The sequence below is a fragment of the Glycomyces arizonensis DSM 44726 genome (assembly GCF_000482705.1).
GTDB classification, from domain to species: Bacteria; Actinomycetota; Actinomycetes; order Mycobacteriales; family Micromonosporaceae; genus Glycomyces; species Glycomyces arizonensis.
Genome location: NZ_AXWO01000015.1, coordinates 40,158 through 55,728, shown reverse-complemented (window position 1 = coordinate 55,728; position 15,571 = coordinate 40,158). Strand labels below are relative to the sequence as shown.

The 15,571-nt window shown below is 70.1% G+C and carries 13 protein-coding genes; 4 read left to right on the top strand and 9 right to left on the bottom strand.

Annotated features, from left to right (window positions below):
* The first annotated feature begins 46 nt into the window (after positions 1–46).
* On the top strand, positions 47–661 hold the full coding sequence (locus H613_RS26165; protein ID WP_035737858.1) for a TetR/AcrR family transcriptional regulator: 615 nt from the start codon (positions 47–49) through the stop codon (positions 659–661).
* Positions 662–843: 182 nt separating this feature from the next.
* Positions 844–1,839 carry a TerC/Alx family metal homeostasis membrane protein gene (locus H613_RS0112035; RefSeq protein ID WP_026923990.1) on the top strand — a complete coding sequence of 332 codons (996 nt, stop codon included), beginning with the start codon at positions 844–846 and terminating at the stop codon, positions 1,837–1,839.
* A 39-nt stretch (positions 1,840–1,878) separates the two neighbouring features.
* Here the strand turns inward: H613_RS0112035 and H613_RS0112030 are convergent, their stop codons facing one another.
* Positions 1,879–2,469: a TetR/AcrR family transcriptional regulator gene (locus H613_RS0112030; protein WP_051393286.1), complete on the bottom strand. Its 591-nt coding sequence runs from the start codon at positions 2,467–2,469 to the stop codon at positions 1,879–1,881.
* A gap of 170 nt (positions 2,470–2,639) precedes the next feature.
* Here H613_RS0112030 and H613_RS26160 point away from each other — a divergent pair, with 170 nt between their 5' ends.
* Positions 2,640–4,226 (top strand): MDR family MFS transporter, encoded by a 1,587-nt coding sequence (locus H613_RS26160; RefSeq protein WP_051393285.1) that lies wholly within the window; start codon positions 2,640–2,642, stop codon positions 4,224–4,226.
* Between the two features lie 9 nt (positions 4,227–4,235).
* On the opposite strand, the gene H613_RS0112020 is transcribed toward H613_RS26160, so the two are convergent.
* From H613_RS0112020 to sigJ, 3 genes are all read right to left on the bottom strand, one after another.
* Positions 4,236–5,297 carry a glucose 1-dehydrogenase gene (locus tag H613_RS0112020; protein WP_026923988.1) on the bottom strand — a complete coding sequence of 354 codons (1,062 nt, stop codon included), beginning with the start codon at positions 5,295–5,297 and terminating at the stop codon, positions 4,236–4,238.
* Positions 5,298–5,303: 6 nt separating this feature from the next.
* A complete protein-coding gene (locus H613_RS0112015; protein WP_026923987.1) occupies positions 5,304–7,127 on the bottom strand; it encodes a glycoside hydrolase family 15 protein in 1,824 nt (607 codons plus the stop codon).
* Between the two features lie 73 nt (positions 7,128–7,200).
* Positions 7,201–8,067 (bottom strand): RNA polymerase sigma factor SigJ, encoded by an 867-nt coding sequence (gene sigJ, locus H613_RS0112010; RefSeq protein WP_026923986.1) that lies wholly within the window; start codon positions 8,065–8,067, stop codon positions 7,201–7,203.
* Positions 8,068–8,205: 138 nt separating this feature from the next.
* Between sigJ and H613_RS0112005 the strand changes: the two genes are divergently transcribed.
* A complete protein-coding gene (locus tag H613_RS0112005) occupies positions 8,206–9,867 on the top strand; it encodes a glycoside hydrolase family 2 protein (protein WP_026923985.1) in 1,662 nt (553 codons plus the stop codon).
* Here H613_RS0112005 and H613_RS0112000 read toward each other — a convergent pair.
* The 5 genes from H613_RS0112000 to H613_RS0111980 form a co-directional block, all read right to left on the bottom strand.
* The gene (locus tag H613_RS0112000; RefSeq protein ID WP_035737852.1) at positions 9,864–11,105 is read right to left on the bottom strand and encodes an endo-1,4-beta-xylanase; all 1,242 of its coding nucleotides are present in this window, start codon (positions 11,103–11,105) and stop codon (positions 9,864–9,866) included. The genes H613_RS0112005 and H613_RS0112000 overlap by 4 nt on opposite strands.
* A gap of 154 nt (positions 11,106–11,259) precedes the next feature.
* The gene (locus H613_RS0111995; protein WP_026923983.1) at positions 11,260–11,682 is read right to left on the bottom strand and encodes a PIN domain nuclease; all 423 of its coding nucleotides are present in this window, start codon (positions 11,680–11,682) and stop codon (positions 11,260–11,262) included.
* The gene (locus tag H613_RS0111990) at positions 11,676–11,876 is read right to left on the bottom strand and encodes a type II toxin-antitoxin system VapB family antitoxin (protein ID WP_026923982.1); all 201 of its coding nucleotides are present in this window, start codon (positions 11,874–11,876) and stop codon (positions 11,676–11,678) included. The genes H613_RS0111995 and H613_RS0111990 overlap by 7 nt, the downstream gene beginning before the upstream one ends.
* Positions 11,877–12,052: 176 nt before the next feature.
* Complete coding sequence (gene xylA / locus H613_RS0111985; RefSeq protein WP_026923981.1) at positions 12,053–13,219, bottom strand: xylose isomerase; 1,167 nt, start codon at positions 13,217–13,219, stop codon at positions 12,053–12,055.
* Positions 13,220–13,237: 18 nt separating this feature from the next.
* Positions 13,238–15,556, bottom strand: coding sequence for a beta-xylosidase/alpha-l-arabinosidase (locus H613_RS0111980; protein WP_026923980.1), 2,319 nt, complete (start codon positions 15,554–15,556; stop codon positions 13,238–13,240).
* Between the last annotated feature and the right edge of the window lie 15 nt (positions 15,557–15,571).

The window sequence follows — 15,571 nt, the reverse complement described above, 5'->3', positions numbered from 1 at the left end:
TTACTTTACGGTGGGCTCGTTAGCCACGCCTGTATACGCTTGCCACATGGAGTTCCGACTGCATCAAGCCGCTCCCGCCAAAGACCGCCGGGTGCGCCGCTCGCGGGCCGCGCTCTTGGACGCCACGGTGGCCCTCGTGACCGAGCACGGCACCGCCGCCGTGCCGCTCTCCGAGATCGCCGAGGTCGCCGACGTGAGCCGCCAACTGGTCTACCAGCACTTCGGCGACCGCGAGACCCTCCTGCTGGAGGCCGCGCTCGACCTGGCAGGAGCCGAGCTCATCCCCCGCCTGGAGGCCATCGTCGGCCCGGACGGCACACGCGAGCGCGTGCTGGCCGTCGCCCGCCACTTCGCGGCGCACCGCGTGTTCTACCGGGCCCTGTGCAACAGCTCGGTCGCGTTCGCCATGAACAAGGCCCTCACCGCGATGCTGCTGCCGTGCAACCGCCAGGCCGTCAGGCGCGCCCTGGGCGAGGACGCCGACGCGCGGGAGGTCGAGGACTTCTCGCTCTTCCTGACCGGTGGCGGCGCCGCGTTCGTCAGCACCTGGGTCGTCGAGGGCGGGGACCCGCTCGATCCCGAGGAGTTCACCGAGCGGTTCATGCGGCTCGTCGCCGCCTTCGACCTCTCGATCCGCGCCGCCGTCCCCGGGCGGCGCTGAACGTGTGAACCGCGTCATCCGCCGCACCGGTCTCCCCTGCGTTCGCGTACAGTGCTGAGCAACATGATGTCAGTCCGCAGTCTCTATGGCGGCACTGTGGATGCCTCTTCTTCGGGACGAGCGCCTGAACCGCAGGCGCCGCCCGCCGACTGCCGACGAGCCAGATCGAACCGGAGGAAGGAATGCTCGATATCAGCCCAGTCACGTGGGCGGTCACGATCGGCCTGATCGTGGCACTTTTGGCCGTGGACCTCGTCCTGGCCGCGGTGCGGCCGCACCGCGTCGGATTCAAGGAGGCCACCGCCTGGTCGGTGTTCTACATCCTCGTCGCGATCGGCTTCGGCGTGTGGTTCGGCGCCCAGTACGGCGGCGACTACGGCACCCAGTACTTCGCCGGCTACGTCATCGAGAAGAGCCTGTCGGTCGACAACCTGTTCGTGTTCGTCATCATCATGACCACGTTCGCCGTCCCGACCGAGCACCAGCACAAGGCGCTCACCTTCGGGATCGTGCTCGCGCTCATCATGCGCGCGATCTTCATCGCCGCCGGGGCGGCGCTGCTGAACCTGTTCTCGTTCATGTTCCTGCTGTTCGGGCTGCTGCTGGTGTACACGGCGGTGCAGCTCTTCCGCCACCGCGACGAGGACCCCGACGTCGAGAACAACGTCATGGTCAAGGCCGCGCAGCGGCTCCTGCCCGCCACCGACAAGTACTCCGGCGGCAGGCTCTTCGCCCGCATCGACGGCCGCCGGATGGTGACGCCGCTGTTCGTGGTCCTCGTCGCCATCGGCAGTGTCGACCTCTTGTTCGCGCTGGACTCGATCCCGGCGGTCTTCGGCGTCACCGAAGAGGCCTACATCGTCTTCACCGCCAACGCGTTCGCCCTCCTCGGCCTGCGGGCGCTGTTCTTCCTCGTCAAGGGCCTGCTCGACCGGCTCGTGTACCTCTCGACGGGCCTGGCGATCATCCTGGCGTTCATCGGCGTCAAGCTGATGCTGCATTGGGCGCACGTTGACATCGACACCTCGGTGCCGGAGATCTCGACGCCGGTCAGCCTCGGCGTGGTGATCGGCGTGCTCGTCGTCGTCACGGTCGCGAGCCTGGTCAAGACCAAGCGCGACCCGGGCGCCAGGGCGCACGCCGGTTCGATCGGCGGCCCCCGCGACGACGAGGAGTGACCGACCGGGCCGCCGCGCGATCCGCTCGCGCGGCGGCACTCAGCGTCCGGTCTCGGTGATGAGCGGCATGACGACGAGGTCGAGGATCTCGTCGATGACCTCGGGCGGGGCGGGCTCCCCGCGGGTCAGGAAGTAGTGGGTCATGAGCGAGGGCGCCAGGTTGGCGATGCGCGGGGTCAGCGCCTCGGGCCTGACCGCGCCTGCCTTGATGCCCGCCTCGAAGATCGCGGTGACGATGCGGACACGGGGGCGTTCGATGTCGTCGCGCAGCTCCTCGCCGTCCGATGAGGCGGTGAGCTCGCCGACGTAGCCCCGGACGGCCTCGCCGTCGGGGCCCGCCTGGACCTCGGCGATGCGGTGCATGACGCGCTCCAAGTCGGCGCGGACGGCGCCGGTGGGCTCGAAGAGCATCTCGGACGTGGCGCCCCGGTGGCGGACGGCGGCGCGGACGAGGTGGGCGCGGCTGGGCCAGCGCTTGTAGAGGGAGGCCTTGCCCGCGCGGGCGCGGGCGGCGATGCTCTCCATGCGGAGGTTCGCGTAGCCGACCTCGGCGAGTTCTTCGAGGGTGGCCTCGAAGATGGCGTGCTCCAGGTCGTCGCCACGGCGGCGGCTCGGAGTGGATTCGGTCACCAGTGTCTCCTAGATAGTGAACGTTGCGTTCACTAATGGTAGCGTGGAATAAGAGACGGAGCGTTCACTGGGGTTTCGAGGCCCCAGCGCCCCGACACCAGCGTAAACACCCATCCCGGTCCCGGAGGTCCCGTGGCTCTGCATGTTCTCCATGTCGCAGGAGGCCGCCCATGAGCGCACCCGCGAACCCCGCCGCCCAGCCGATGACCCACCGCGAGGTGCTCCGCGCCCTCAGCGGTCTGCTCATCGTCCTGTTCGCGGCGATGATCAGCTCCACCATCGTCTCGGTGGCCCTGCCCCAGATCGTCGGCTCGCTCAAGGGCAGCCAGTCCCAGTACACGTGGGTCGTCACCGCGATGCTGCTGGCCTCGACCGCCTCGACCCCCATCTGGGGCAAGCTGGCCGACCTGTTCCCCAAGAAGCGGCTGCTCCAGATCGCCATCGTGATCTTCAGCCTCGCCGCGCTCGGCTGCGGCCTGGCGCAGAACACCGAGCAGCTCATCGCGCTACGCGCCGTCCAGGGCCTGGGCATGGGCGCACTCCAGGTGCTCGTGCAGGTCATCATCGGCGCGATGGTCAGCCCCAAGGAGCGCGGCCGGTACAACGGCTACCTCGGCGGCGTCATGGCCGTCTCCACCGTGGGCGGCCCGCTGCTGGGCGGGGCCATCACCGACGCCGACTGGCTCGGCTGGCGCTGGTGCTTCTTCATGGCCGTGCCGCTGACGATCATCGCGTTCGTCATGCTCAGCCGCACGCTGCACCTGGTGGAGACCCGCCGCCCCGAGACGAAGGTCGACTACGTCGGCGCGAGCCTCATCGCCGCGGGCGTCAGCCTGCTGCTGCTGTGGGTCACCTTCGTCGACAACGACTTCGCCTGGATCTCCTGGCAGTCCGGCGTGATGGTCGGCGGCAGCGTCGTCCTGCTCGGCGCGGCCGTGTGGGTCGAGACGCGCGTCCCGCTGCCGGTGGTGCCGATCCACGTCGTCAAGCGCCGCGACCCCGCGCTCGCCATCATCACGAGCCTGTCGGTCGGCATGGCCATGTTCGGCGGGGCGGTCTTCCTCGGGCAGTACTTCCAGATCGCCCGCGGCTACTCCCCCACCGAGGCGGGCCTGCTCACCACGCCGATGATGCTCGGCGTCCTGCTGTCCTCGGCGGTGGCCGGGCGCCTGGTCTCCAGGACCGGCAGGGTCAAGCCGTACATCATCACCGGGACGCTCGTGCTCACCGCCGGGTTCACCATGCTCTCGGCCATGGACCACCAGACCTCGCTGGTCTACATAGCGATCGGGATGGCCTGCGTCGGCATCGGCGTCGGCGCCGCGATGCAGAACCTCGTCCTGGTGGTGCAGAACTCGGTGCCGCTGCGCGAGCTCGGCGCCGCCAGCGGCTCGATCACGTTCTTCCGCTCGCTGGGCGGCACCATCGGCGTCTCGGTCCTGGGCGCGATACTCGCCAACCAGGTCGCCTCGAAGATCACCTCGGGCCTCAAGGCCCTCGGCATCCCGATCTCCGGCGAAGGGGTCGGCGGCGGCTCCTCCCTGGACCTGGACGCCATGCCCGATCCGGTGCGGGAGGTCGTCATGGCGGCCTACGGCGACGCCACCGGCCACCTGTTCCTGTTCTCGGCGTGCATCAGCGCCGTCGGCATCGTCTCCGCGCTGTTCCTCACCCCGGTGCGGCTGCGCGACAGCGTCGACCTGCCCGAGCCGGAACCCGAGCCCGCCGCGCAGGAGACCTCCCGCGCGGCGGTCTGAGACCGCGCGTCAGGCGGCGGCGGTGTCCAGGTCGATGACGGCCTTGACGTTGCCGCCGCCGACGCCGAAGGCCTCGTCGAAGCGCTCGATCGGCACGCGGCGGGTGATGAGGCGGGCGAGCCAGTCCCGGTCGGCCTCGGCCAGGACGCGCGCGGCGGCCGCGTAGTGCTCCAGGTTGGCGTTGACCGAGCCGACGACCGCGTCGTTCTCGAGCACGACCTCCCGGTTGAGCGACCCGGCGTCGACGTTCACGCTCCGCCCGGCCGGTGAGACGCCGGTCAGGCAGGTGACGCCGAAGGCGCCGGTGGCGCCGATCGCCTCGAACACGAGCTGGCTGGCGCCGGTGGCCTCGATGACGATGTCCGGCTCGCCGTCCTTGACCATCGAGTCGATGCCCTCGTGGTGGTAGGTCGCGCCGAGGTCGGCGACGAGGTCCGGCTTGGGCCCGTCGGTGACCAGGTCGAGGACGTGCACGTCCAGGCCGCGCTGGACGCCGATGAGCGCGGCGAGCAGCCCGATGGGCCCGGCGCCGGTGACCAGGACCGACTTCGGCTCGAACCAGGAGCGCCCGCCGATCTTGTCGACCTGCTCCCACGCCTTGGCCACGACGCTGGTCGGCTCCATGAGCACGCCGACCTCCGCCAGGCCCGGATCGAGCTTGACGGCGTAGTCGGCCTCGACGGTCCAGACCTCGCTGGCGTAGCCGTCGAGCTGCTTGATGCCGCGCTCGGTGTAGCGGCCGTTGCGGCACTCGTCGAACCGGCCGATCGCGCACGCCCCGCACGGCACCGGGTCGGGCCGGCGCACCACGCCGACGACGAGGTCGCCCGGCGCGAAGCCGCTGCCGTCGGGCGCCTGGCGCACCCGACCCAGCGACTCGTGGCCGATGACGAGCCGGTCGGCCCCGGGCGGGGCCGTCCCGTACTCGGCGTCGGCGATCTCCTTGTCGGTGCCGCACACGCCGACGGCGAGCGCGTCGACGAGCAGGTCACCCTCTGCGGGCTCGGGCTCGGGCATCTCGGTCAGCGCGAGCGAGCGCTTCCGGCCCGGTATGACGGTCAAGGCGCGCACGGCGATTCACTCTCCCTTGTCGCTGGACTGCTCTTCCCTGACGGCACGCGGGGCCGTGGCCGGGTGCGTGCCGCTCAGGTGCCGGGCCGAGTTGACCAGCCCGACGTGGCTGTAGGCCTGCGGGGTGTTGCCGAGCTGTCGGCCGGTGTGGGGGTCGAACTCCTCGCTGAGGAGGCCGAGGTCGTTGCGCACGGCCAGCAGCCGCTCGAACAGGGCCCTGGCGTCGTCGCTGCGGCCGATGCCGTGGAGGGCGTCGACCAGCCAGAACGAGCAGGCGAGGAAGGTGCCCTCGTCGCCGGGGAGCCCGTCGACGCCGCCGTCGGCGGACGGGTCGTAGCGGAGGATGAAGCCGTCGCGGGTGAGCTCGCGCTCCACCGCCTCGACGGTGCCCTTGAAGCGCGGATCCCTCCAGTGCAGGAAGCCGGTCTGCGGGATGAGCAGCAGCGCCGAGTCGAGCCCGGTGGAGCCGTAGAACTGCGTGAACGTCCCCCGCTCGGCGTCGTAGCCGCGGTCGCAGACCTCGCGGTGCACCTGGTCGCGCAGGGCCTTCCACTTGTCGACCGGCCCCTCCATGCCGAACCGCTCGACGGACTTGACGGCCTTGTCGAACCCGGCCCACGACAGGACCTTGGAGTGGACGAAGTGGCGGCGGTCGCCGCGCACCTCCCACAGGCTCTCGTCGGGCTCGCTCCAGTTGCCCTCGAGGAACTCGAGCATCGCCTCCTGGAGCTCCCAGGCGCTCGCGTCGGCCTCCAGGCCCGCCTCGCGCGAGAGGTACAGGCCGTCGAGGACCTCGCCCCACACGTCGAGCTGGAACTGGACGGAGGCGGCGTTGCCGATCCGCACCGGCGAGGAGTTCTCGTAGCCGGGGAGCCAGTCGAGCGTGTACTCGGGGATCCAGCGCGTGCCGTCGAGGCCGTACATGATCTGGAGGTCGGCCGGGTCGCCCGCGACGGCGCGCAGGAGCCACTCGCGCCACTGGCGGGCCTCGCTGATGTAGCCGGTGCCCAAGAGCGCCTGGAGCGCGAAGGTGGCGTCCCGCAGCCAGCAGAAGCGGTAGTCCCAGTTGCGGACGCCGCCGATGTCCTCGGGCAGGGAGGTGGTGGCGGCGGCGACGATGCCGCCGGTCGGGGCGTAGGTGAGCGCCTTGAGGATGATCATCGAGCGGCGGACGGCCTCGTCCCACTCGCCCTCGTAGCGCAGGTGGCCGATCCACTCCTTCCAGAACCGCTCGGTGCCCGCGATGCCCTCCTGGGCGTCGACCGGCACGGGCTCCTCCTCGTGCGAGGCGCGGTAGGTCAGCACGAAGGAGACGCGGTCCCCCTCAGAGACGGCGAACTCGGCGCGTGCGGTGGTGTCGGCGAGCTCCATCGGCACGTCGGAGGCGAGCCAGGCGGCGTCGGGTCCGGCGATGGCGGCGATCTGCCCGTCGTGGTACCTGATCCACGGCTCGGTGCGGCCGTGGCCGAAGCGCAGCCGCATCATGGTGCGCATGGAGACGCGGCCGCTGAGGCCCTCGACGACGCGGACGAGGTCGGCGGCCTTGTCGCGCGGGGGCATCGCGTCGGTGACGCGGACGGTGCCTTCGGGGGTGTCCCACTCGGTCTCGAGGATGAGGGTGTCGCCTCGGTAGCGGCGCCGCGTGCACTTGCCGCCGGAGGCGGGCTCCAGGCGCCAGCATCCGTTCTGCTCGTCGCCGAGCAGCGCCGCGAAGCAGGCCGGGGAGTCGAACCGCGGCAGGCACAGCCAGTCGATTGATCCGTCGATTCCCACCAGCGCCGCGGTGTGGAGGTCACCGAGCATTCCGTATTCTTCGATCCGCAAAGCCACACCTCACCTTCCCATAGCGATGTCGCGTCCGCCACCCCTTGCCGCTTACCCTCACGGCGCGTGTGGAAACCGTCTAGAGCTCCAAGCGCTCCAGGCGCTCGGGGTCGGCGAGGATGTCGATGGCGGCGATCCTGTCGTTCGCGACCGTCAGCGCCAGGACGGCCACCGGGCCGTGCTTGTCCACGACCACGAAGCCGGGGGCGCCGTTGACGAGCACCGGGCGCGAGAGCCGGGCGAACTTGGTGAACATGACGGCCTGGCCCGCGACGGTGCGGGCGCCGCGCAGGAGCGAGGTGAGGGCGGGGCGGGCGGTGCCGCCGTCGGAGCGGAGCACCACGTCGGGGTCGAGCACGGCCACGAGCGCGTCGAAGTCGCCCTGCTGGGAGGCGGCGAGGAAGGCGTCGACGGCGGCGCGTTCGCGGCCCCGGTCGCGCTCGGGGGTGATGGTCTGGTCCTCGACGCGGCGGCGGGCGCGGCTGGCGAGCTGCCTGGCGGCCGCGGGGGTCTTCTCGATGACTTCGGCGATGTCCTCGAACGGGACGGCGAACATGTCGTGGAGGACGAACGCGAGGCGCTCGGAGGGCTTGAGGGTTTCGAGCACCACGAGCATGGCGAGGCCGACCGAGTCGGCCAGGAGCGCCTCGTGCTCGGGGTCGAGGCCGCTCTCGGGGCTGACGACCGGGTCGGGCACGCGCAGCTCCATGGACTCCTCGCGGCGCCTGCGCCGGGAGCGGAGCATGTTGAGGCACACGCGGGCGGTGACGGTGGTGAGCCAGGCGGGGAGGTTCTCGACGTCGGCGGTGTCGGTGCCGCTGGCGCGGAGCCAGGTCTCCTGGAGCGCGTCGTCGGCCTCGCTGAGCGAGCCGAGCATGCGGTAGGCGACGGCGCGCAGGCGCGGCCGCTGCTCTTCGAACCGCTCGGCCGGGACGGTCTCGCTCATGTGCTCCTCGCTGTGGTCGATTCCTTGAAGCCTAAGCGCAGCGGTGCGGTGCCCGCTCCGCCACCCGGGACGACCGCCCTTGGCAAGCGCTAGCCTAGGATCGGGAAGACAGCACGGGCAGCTCGAAGGGGAGACGGCATGGCTCGACGGTTCGCGCGGCACGAGCGGCGTTCGGTGACGGATCTGGACGGAGTGTGGGACTTCGCGTTCCTCGGGGACGCCGACCCCGACGACGTGTCGGCGGCGACGATCGCGTTCGAGGACGCGATGGCCGTGCCGGGCTCGTTCGACGCCACGCCCGCCTACGCCGGGAAGCGGGGGCTGGCCGCCTACCGCACGCGGGTCCGCGTCGCCGAGGCCGGGCGGCACCGGCTGGTGTTCGACGCCGTCCACCACTGGTGCCGGGTCCTGTGGAACGGCGAGCCGATCGGCGAGCACGCCGGAGGCTTCACGAGCTTCCGGGCCGATGTGGAGGCCGCCGAGGGATTCGCCGAGGTCGTGGTGCTGGTCGACAACCGGTTCAACGAGCGCTCGCCGCTGCACCTGGAGCACTTCGACTGGTACCACTTCGGAGGCATCACCAGGTCCGTGGAACTGCACCGGTTGAATGACCTGTGGATCGAGCGCCTGCGGATCACCACCGAAGACCTGGAAGCCCGCCGCATCAACGTGGTGATCGACTACCAAGGGCCGGAACAGAAAGTCCCACTGACAATCGAGTGCGGAGGCCGGACGTGGGAGGAGGCGGTCGACCTCGACGCCTCCGGCCGGATCGAGCGGACCCTGGAACTGCCGGGGGCGGCGCTGTGGTCGCCCTCGGATCCGGCGCTGCACCTGGTCGAGGTGCGGCTCGGCGAGGACGACATGTGCGAGCGCGTCGGCCTGCGGCAGGTCACCGTGGAAGGCGGACGCGTCGCCGTCAACGGCGAGCCGCTGACGCTGTGGGGCGTCAACCGCCACGAGTCGCACCCGAACTTCGGGCACGCGCAGCCGCCCGCGCTCCTCGTCTCCGACGTCCAGCAGATTCGCGACCTCGGCTGCAACTTCGTGCGCGGCAGCCACTACCCGCAGGACCCGCTGTTCCTCGACCTGTGCGACGAGGCCGGGATCTGCGTGTGGAGCGAGTCGATCGGCTGGCAGTACCCGGTCGACCTCCTCACCGACCCCGACTTCGTCGACGCGCAGCTCGAACACGTCGACGAGATGGTCGAGGCCGCGGCGAACCACCCTTCGGTCGTCCTGTGGGGCGTCCTCAACGAGTGCCCGAGCTACAAGCCCGCCGCGCGGCCGGCCTACGAGCGGCTGCTGGGCCGGATCAGGGAGCTCGACCCGACCCGGCCGGTCACCTACGCCACGTTGAACGTGTTCGAGGACGTCTGCCTCGACCTGGCCGACGTCATCTCGGTCAACTGCTATCCCGGCTGGTACATCGGCGGCATCGAGGCGATCCCCGCCGAGCTCGACCGCATCGCCGCCCACGTCGACGAGGCCGGGCACGCCGACAAGCCGCTCATCATCTCCGAGATCGGCGCGGGGGCCGTCCCGGGCTGGCGCGACCAGCACCACGGGATGTGGACCGAGGAGTACCAGGCCGAGCTGCTCGAGACCGTGATCGGGCACCTGGCCGGCCAGGACCGGATCTCGGGGCTCGGCATCTGGGTCCTGGGCGACTTCCGCACCACCGAGGCCAAGCACATGCTCCTCACCCGCCCGCGCGGCGTCAACGACAAGGGCATCCTCGACGAGTACCGGCGCCCGAAGCGGGCGTACGGCGCGGTGCGGCGGCTCTTCGCCGGTTAGGCCAGGTCGAGCGCCAGGCGCGCCTCGCCGGTTCCGTCCAGAGTGAACTCGGCGGCGGCGCCCCGGTGCTCGATCCGGTAGTCCCCGAGGAAGCCGTTGAACCGGACCCGCCCCTCCTCATCGGTCACCAGAGCGCCGTTCGTCCCCCATTCCTCATTGACGAGGTGGTGGAGCCGCTCATAGGAGGGCTTCGGCGTGTCGTCGGTGCGGACGAAGCCGCCGGGGGCGCCGAGCCACATGCCCGCGTCGGACATGCCCCAGTAGGTGATCGCCTCCACCGACGGGTGCGAAAGCAGCGTCTTGTAGTGGCGCTCGATCTCGTCGGCCTGGCGGGCCTCGCCTTCGGGGGTGCTCGGCCAGGAGTCGACCTGGTGGTCGTTGAGGTCGACGATCTCGGGCGGCATGGTCTCGCCGGAGACGATGGTGGTCTCGGTGAAGTGGATCGGCAGGCCGTAGCGGGAGAAGCGGTCGAGGATGCCGAGGGTCTTCTCCTCGCCCCAATAGCCCTGGTGCATGTGGCTCTGGAGCCCGAGCACGTCGATCTGTATCCCGGCCTCCAGGACGCCCTCGATGAGGCATTCGTAGGCCGAGGACATGTCGAAGTCGTTGAGCAGCAGCGTGGCGCGGGGGTTGGCCTCGCGGGCGGCGTCGAAGACCATGCGCACCATGGGGATGCGGCCGATGTCGCGGCACAGGCGCGTGATGCCGTTGTCGTACTTGTCGAAGATCGGCATGATGACGACCTCGTTGATGACGTCCCACATGTCGATGACCCCGGCGAAGTCGCCCATCTCGCGCTTGATGCGGTCGACCTGGGCGGCGGCGATCTCGGCGTTGTCGAGGTCGAGCAGCCAGTCGGCGGTGACGGTGTGCCAGGCGAGCGGGTGGCCCTTGACGGTGTGGCCGCGCTCGGCGAGCCAGCGCGCGCCCGCCAGCACTCGCTCGGTGTCGGGCTTGCCGCGCTCGGGTTCGAAGCGGCCCCAGTAGAACGGGAGGGTCGCGAAGTTGAACAGGCCCTCCCACAGCTCGACGAGCCGGGCGGCGCGCTCGGGATCCTCGGCTTCGCCGCTGGCGAGCTCGACGGCCTCGAAGGCGGTGCAGCCGAAGAGGAACTGGTGCCGAAGCTGCTCGAGTCGCACCTCCCGCCCGGCGAGCGGCTCGCCGTTCGCGGTGAGCGTGAGGGTGGCGTCGGCGGCCCGGTGCCGCCTGATGTCGCGGTCAATGGAAGTTTCGGACATTATCGGTTCGCTTTCCATGGAATTTTCGGTGCGAATGTATTCCAGCAGGATCGCGGTCACCGGTCAAGAGGCCGAAGGGGCGGGATGCAACTCGGCCGGACTGGAGCGGCTGCGCCGGCCCGGCCTGTCGGTGTATGGGGGATGTCTGATTCGGTCAGTCGGCTTCGCCGGGCGGGACGACCCACTCGGTGGGCTGCCCGGTCACCTCGGCGATCCGGTCGAAGTCCTTGTCGTAATGGAGCACCGTCACCCGGTGCCGCTCGGCGATGGCGGCGATGAGCAGGTCGGGGATTCTGACGGTGCGGTGGCCTGATGTCTCCACCAGATCAAACTGGACATCTATCGCGCGATTGAAGATGTCGTCTGAGATCGGCAGCCGCTCGAAACCGAGGAGCCATTCGCTCACGTTGTCGCGGTGGCGCGGATTCTTGGCCCCCACCCTGATCTCCATCTCCACGACGGCGCAGACCGCGACGAGGCCCCGATCGATCAGCGGCACGACCACCTCGGCGACGGCGGGCTTCTGCAAGCGCGCGAGCACGCTGGTATCGGCGAGGTGCGTCGCAACCGCTACCATGCGCGCTCCCGGATCTCGTCGGAGTCGAGTTCGAGCCCGCCGTCCATCACCCACTGCACGAACTGCTTCCTTCGCTCGCGATCGACCACGTCCTTGAGCGCGGCGTTGACTGTTGAGACCTTGGTCGTGGTCCCGAAGATCTCGCTGGCTTGCGCCACGAGTTCATCGTCGAGGTTGATCACTGTTCTCGTCATCGTTTTCACCCCCTGACCATAAGTGAGCACTCCTGCCAAGGATAGCTTTTGACACGGCGCGTTGGAACCTTTGAGAAATTGTTCTCGGTATATCCATAGGAATTTATCAGATATCTGACGGAGCAGGGGGCCTAGAGCTTCGCTCCAGGCCCCCTACCAGCAAGAATGTGCGCGTCTCAGCGGACGCCGTAGAGGTGTTCGAGGGCGAGCTGGTCGAGGCGCTCGAACGCCATGCCCTTCGCCGCGAGCCCTTCGACGTCGATCTCGACGCCCTTCACGTCCTCCCACGTCTCGTCCTCGGCCAGGGTCGGGACGGCGAGCTGGTCGACACGCGCGGCCTTGATCGCCTCCTGCACCTCCGGGTCGGCCCGGAACGCCTTCACCTTGTCACGCAGAATCAGGTAGTTGCGCATGCACGCCGCCGCCGACACCCACACGCCCTCGTCGTCCTCGGTGCGCGGGGGCTTGAAGTCGAAGTGGATCGGGCCCGTGTACTGGCCCTTCGCGATCCCCTCCTCCACCGCATCCACGGCCCAGAACGCCCCGCCGACGTTCCCGGCACCGAAGCGCAGGTCCTGGTCATACCGCGGACCGGTCTGCCCGTTCAAATCGATGTGGTACAGCTTCCCGTGCCACAGCGCCTGACGGATCCCCGCCGCGTAGTCCAGCCCGGCCATCTCCTCGTGCCCGATCTCGGGGTTGATCCCGACGAGTTCGGGACGCTCCAGCTCGTTGATGAAGGCGAGGGCGTGCCCGATCGTGGGGAGGAGAATGTGGCCCCTGGGCTCGTTCGGCTTCGGCTCGATCGCGAAGCGGATGTCGTAGTCGTGGTCGGTGACGTATTCGCCGAGGATGTCGAAGGCCTCCTTCATGCGGGCCATGGCCGTCTGGACGTGCTTCGAGCCGCCGGATTCGGCGCCTTCGCGCCCGCCCCAGGCGACATAGACCTTCGCGCCGAGCTCGGCGGCGAGGTCGATGTTGCGCATCACCTTGCTGATCGCGAAGCGGCGCACGTCGCGGTCGTTGTGCGTGAACCCGCCGTCCTTGAACACCGGGTGCCCGAACAGATTCGTCGTCGCCGTGGTGACCTTCAGACCCGTCTCGTCCAGCGCCTTCTTGAACGCGGCGATGTTCTGCTCACGATCCGACTCGTCGAAGTCGAACACGTCGTTGTCGTGGAAGTTCACCCCGTAGGCGCCGATCTCGGCCAGCTTCCTGACCGCGCGATCGGCCGCCATCGGCGCCCGCGACGCCGACCCGAACACATCCTGCGCCGCCCAACCCACAGTCCAGATCCCGAACGAGAACTTGTCCTCGGGTGTCGGTGCGTACTTGTCGCTCATGCTTTCCAACCTTTGCTTTCAGTTGTCGGTGATCTCGACGCCGGTGGTCATGACGCGCTCGCCTTCGAGCGTGCGCGCCTCGCCGGTGATGCGGAACCGCTCGGACAGCGGCAGCTCGCGGCTTGAGTGTCCGATGGAGACCGTGAAGGCCCCCGGCTCGACGATCCGCCTGCCCGACCGGCCGGTGAACGAGGTCCGGTCGGCGTGCAGGTGGAACGCCACGCGCTTGGTCTCGTCCGGCTCCAGCGCGACGCGGGCGTAGCCGACCAGTTCGCGCACCGGCCGGGTCACCTGGGCGACCTCGTCGGACAGGTAGAGCTGGACGACGTCCTCGCCGGCCCGCTCGCCGGTGTTGGTGACGCACACCGATACCAGCAGCTCGCCGTCGCTGCCGATGGCCTGGCCGCTCAGGCGAAGGTCGCGGTAGTCGAACTCGGTGTAGGACCTGCCGTGCCCGAACGGGTACAGCGGCGTCGGGTCGATGTTGGACACGCCCTCGCTGTACTGCCCGAGCGGCGGGGCCAGGTAGGTGCCGGGCTGGCCTCCGGGGATGCGCGGGACGCCGACCGGCAGGTGGCCGCTCGGGTTGACGCGCCCGGAGAGGACGCCCGCGATCGCCTGGCCGCCCTCTTCGCCCGGCAGGAACGCCTGCACGACGGCGGCGCAGCGGTCCGCGAAGTCGCCGAGGGCGTACGGGCGCCCGGAGACGACGACGAGGACGGTCGGCGTGCCGGTGGCGAGCACCGCCTCGACCAGTTCGGCTTGGACGCCCGGCAACCGCAGGTCGGCCGCGTCGCAGCCTTCGCCGGAGGTGCCGCGCCCGAACAGGCTGGCGAGGTCGCCGACGGCGAGCACGCACACCTCGGCGGCGGCAGCGGCGGTCACGGCCGCCTCGATGCCGCCGCGGTCGGTCTCGCGGATCGGCGCGCCCTGCTCGTAGGCGATGGACGCGGCCGGGAACTCCTCGGCGAGGGCTTCGAGCAGCGAGTGGATCTCGACGCCGGTGCCGTGGTCGCCGTAGCGGGAGAGCACGTGGTTGGGGAAGGAGTAGCAGCCCAGGAACGTGCGCGCGTCGTCGGCGGTGGGGCCGATGAGCGCGATGTCGGCCGAGCCCGCGTCGAGCGGCAGGATCCCGTCGTTGTCGAGCAGGACGACCGACTTCTCGGCGATCTCGGCGGCCACGGCGCGGTTGCCCGCGCTGTCGAGGTCGACGCCCGCGTTCGGCGGCGCGAGGGCCGGTTCGGCGTCGAGGAGCCCGAGTTCGGCCTTCTGGCGCAGGACGCGGCGCACCGCGGTGTCGACGACGGCCTCGTCGAGCTCGCCGGAGGCGACCTTGTCGATCACGCGCGTATAAGCGTCGGCCGAGGGCAGTTCGACGTCGATGCCCGCGGTGAGCGCGAGCGCGCCGGAGGTGGCGCGGTCGGGGCTGACGCGGTGCATCATGTCGAGGAACGCCACGGACCAGTAGTCGGAGACGACGGCGCCGGTGAAGCCCCACTGCTCGCGGAGGATCCCGGTGAGCAGTTCGCGGTTGGCCGCGGCGGGCATCCCGTCGACGTCGGAGTAGGAGTTCATGACCGACCTGGCGCCGCCGAGGCGCACGGCCATCTCGAACGGCGGCAGGATCGCGTCGGCGAACTCCCTGGGCCCCATGGGAACGGGGGCGTGGTTGCGGGCGCTGCGGGAGGCGGAGTACCCGGCGAAGTGCTTGAGCGTCGCGATGATACCGCTTGCTTCAAGGCCCCGGACGTAGGCGCTGCCGACGGTGCCCACCAGGTACGGGTCCTCCCCCATCGTCTCCTCGACGCGGCCCCACCGGTAGTCGCGCACGACGTCCATGACGGGCGAGAGCCCCTGGTGGACGCCGACCGAGCGCATGTCGGCGCCGATGCGAGCGGCCATGCGCCCGATCAGGTCGGGGTCGAAGGTCGCCGCCCACGCCAGGGACGTCGGATAGACGGTGGCGCCGAGCGTGGTGAACCCGGTGAGGCACTCCTCGTGGGCGATGGCGGGGACGCCGAGCCTGCTCCGCTCGACGATCCCGCGCTGCATCCGCTCCAGGGCGGCCGCCCCGGCGGCCGCGTCGACCGGCTGGGTGCCGAAGGCCCGCGTGATGTGGCCGAGGCCGTTGACCGAGGCCTCCTCCAGCGTCTTCGCGCCGCTCTGCATGGCGTCTTCCATCGGCGCGACCTCGCCGTCGCCACCCTCGTCGCTCGCCGGCGGCCAGAAGCTGCCGAGCTGGGCGAGCTTCTCTTCGAGCGTCATGGCCGCCAGCAGCGCCTCGACGCGGTCGGCGAGCGGCAGCGCGGGGTCGCGCCAGTCGTTGGTCTGTGCCATTGGTTGCGGCTCTCT

Bases quoted from the DNA above. Each gene is read 5' to 3' on its own strand.
- H613_RS26165 (WP_035737858.1), top strand. From the start codon at position 47: ATGGAGTTCCGACTGCATCAAGCCGCTCCCGCCAAAGACCGCCGGGTG.
- H613_RS0112035 (WP_026923990.1), top strand. From the start codon at position 844: ATGCTCGATATCAGCCCAGTCACGTGGGCGGTCACGATCGGCCTGATC.
- H613_RS26160 (WP_051393285.1), top strand. From the start codon at position 2,640: ATGAGCGCACCCGCGAACCCCGCCGCCCAGCCGATGACCCACCGCGAG.
- sigJ (WP_026923986.1), bottom strand. From the start codon at position 8,067: ATGAGCGAGACCGTCCCGGCCGAGCGGTTCGAAGAGCAGCGGCCGCGC.
- H613_RS0112005 (WP_026923985.1), top strand. From the start codon at position 8,206: ATGGCTCGACGGTTCGCGCGGCACGAGCGGCGTTCGGTGACGGATCTG.
- H613_RS0112000 (WP_035737852.1), bottom strand. From the start codon at position 11,105: ATGTCCGAAACTTCCATTGACCGCGACATCAGGCGGCACCGGGCCGCC.
- H613_RS0111995 (WP_026923983.1), bottom strand. From the start codon at position 11,682: ATGGTAGCGGTTGCGACGCACCTCGCCGATACCAGCGTGCTCGCGCGC.
- H613_RS0111990 (WP_026923982.1), bottom strand. From the start codon at position 11,876: ATGACGAGAACAGTGATCAACCTCGACGATGAACTCGTGGCGCAAGCC.
- xylA (WP_026923981.1), bottom strand. From the start codon at position 13,219: ATGAGCGACAAGTACGCACCGACACCCGAGGACAAGTTCTCGTTCGGG.
- H613_RS0111980 (WP_026923980.1), bottom strand. From the start codon at position 15,556: ATGGCACAGACCAACGACTGGCGCGACCCCGCGCTGCCGCTCGCCGAC.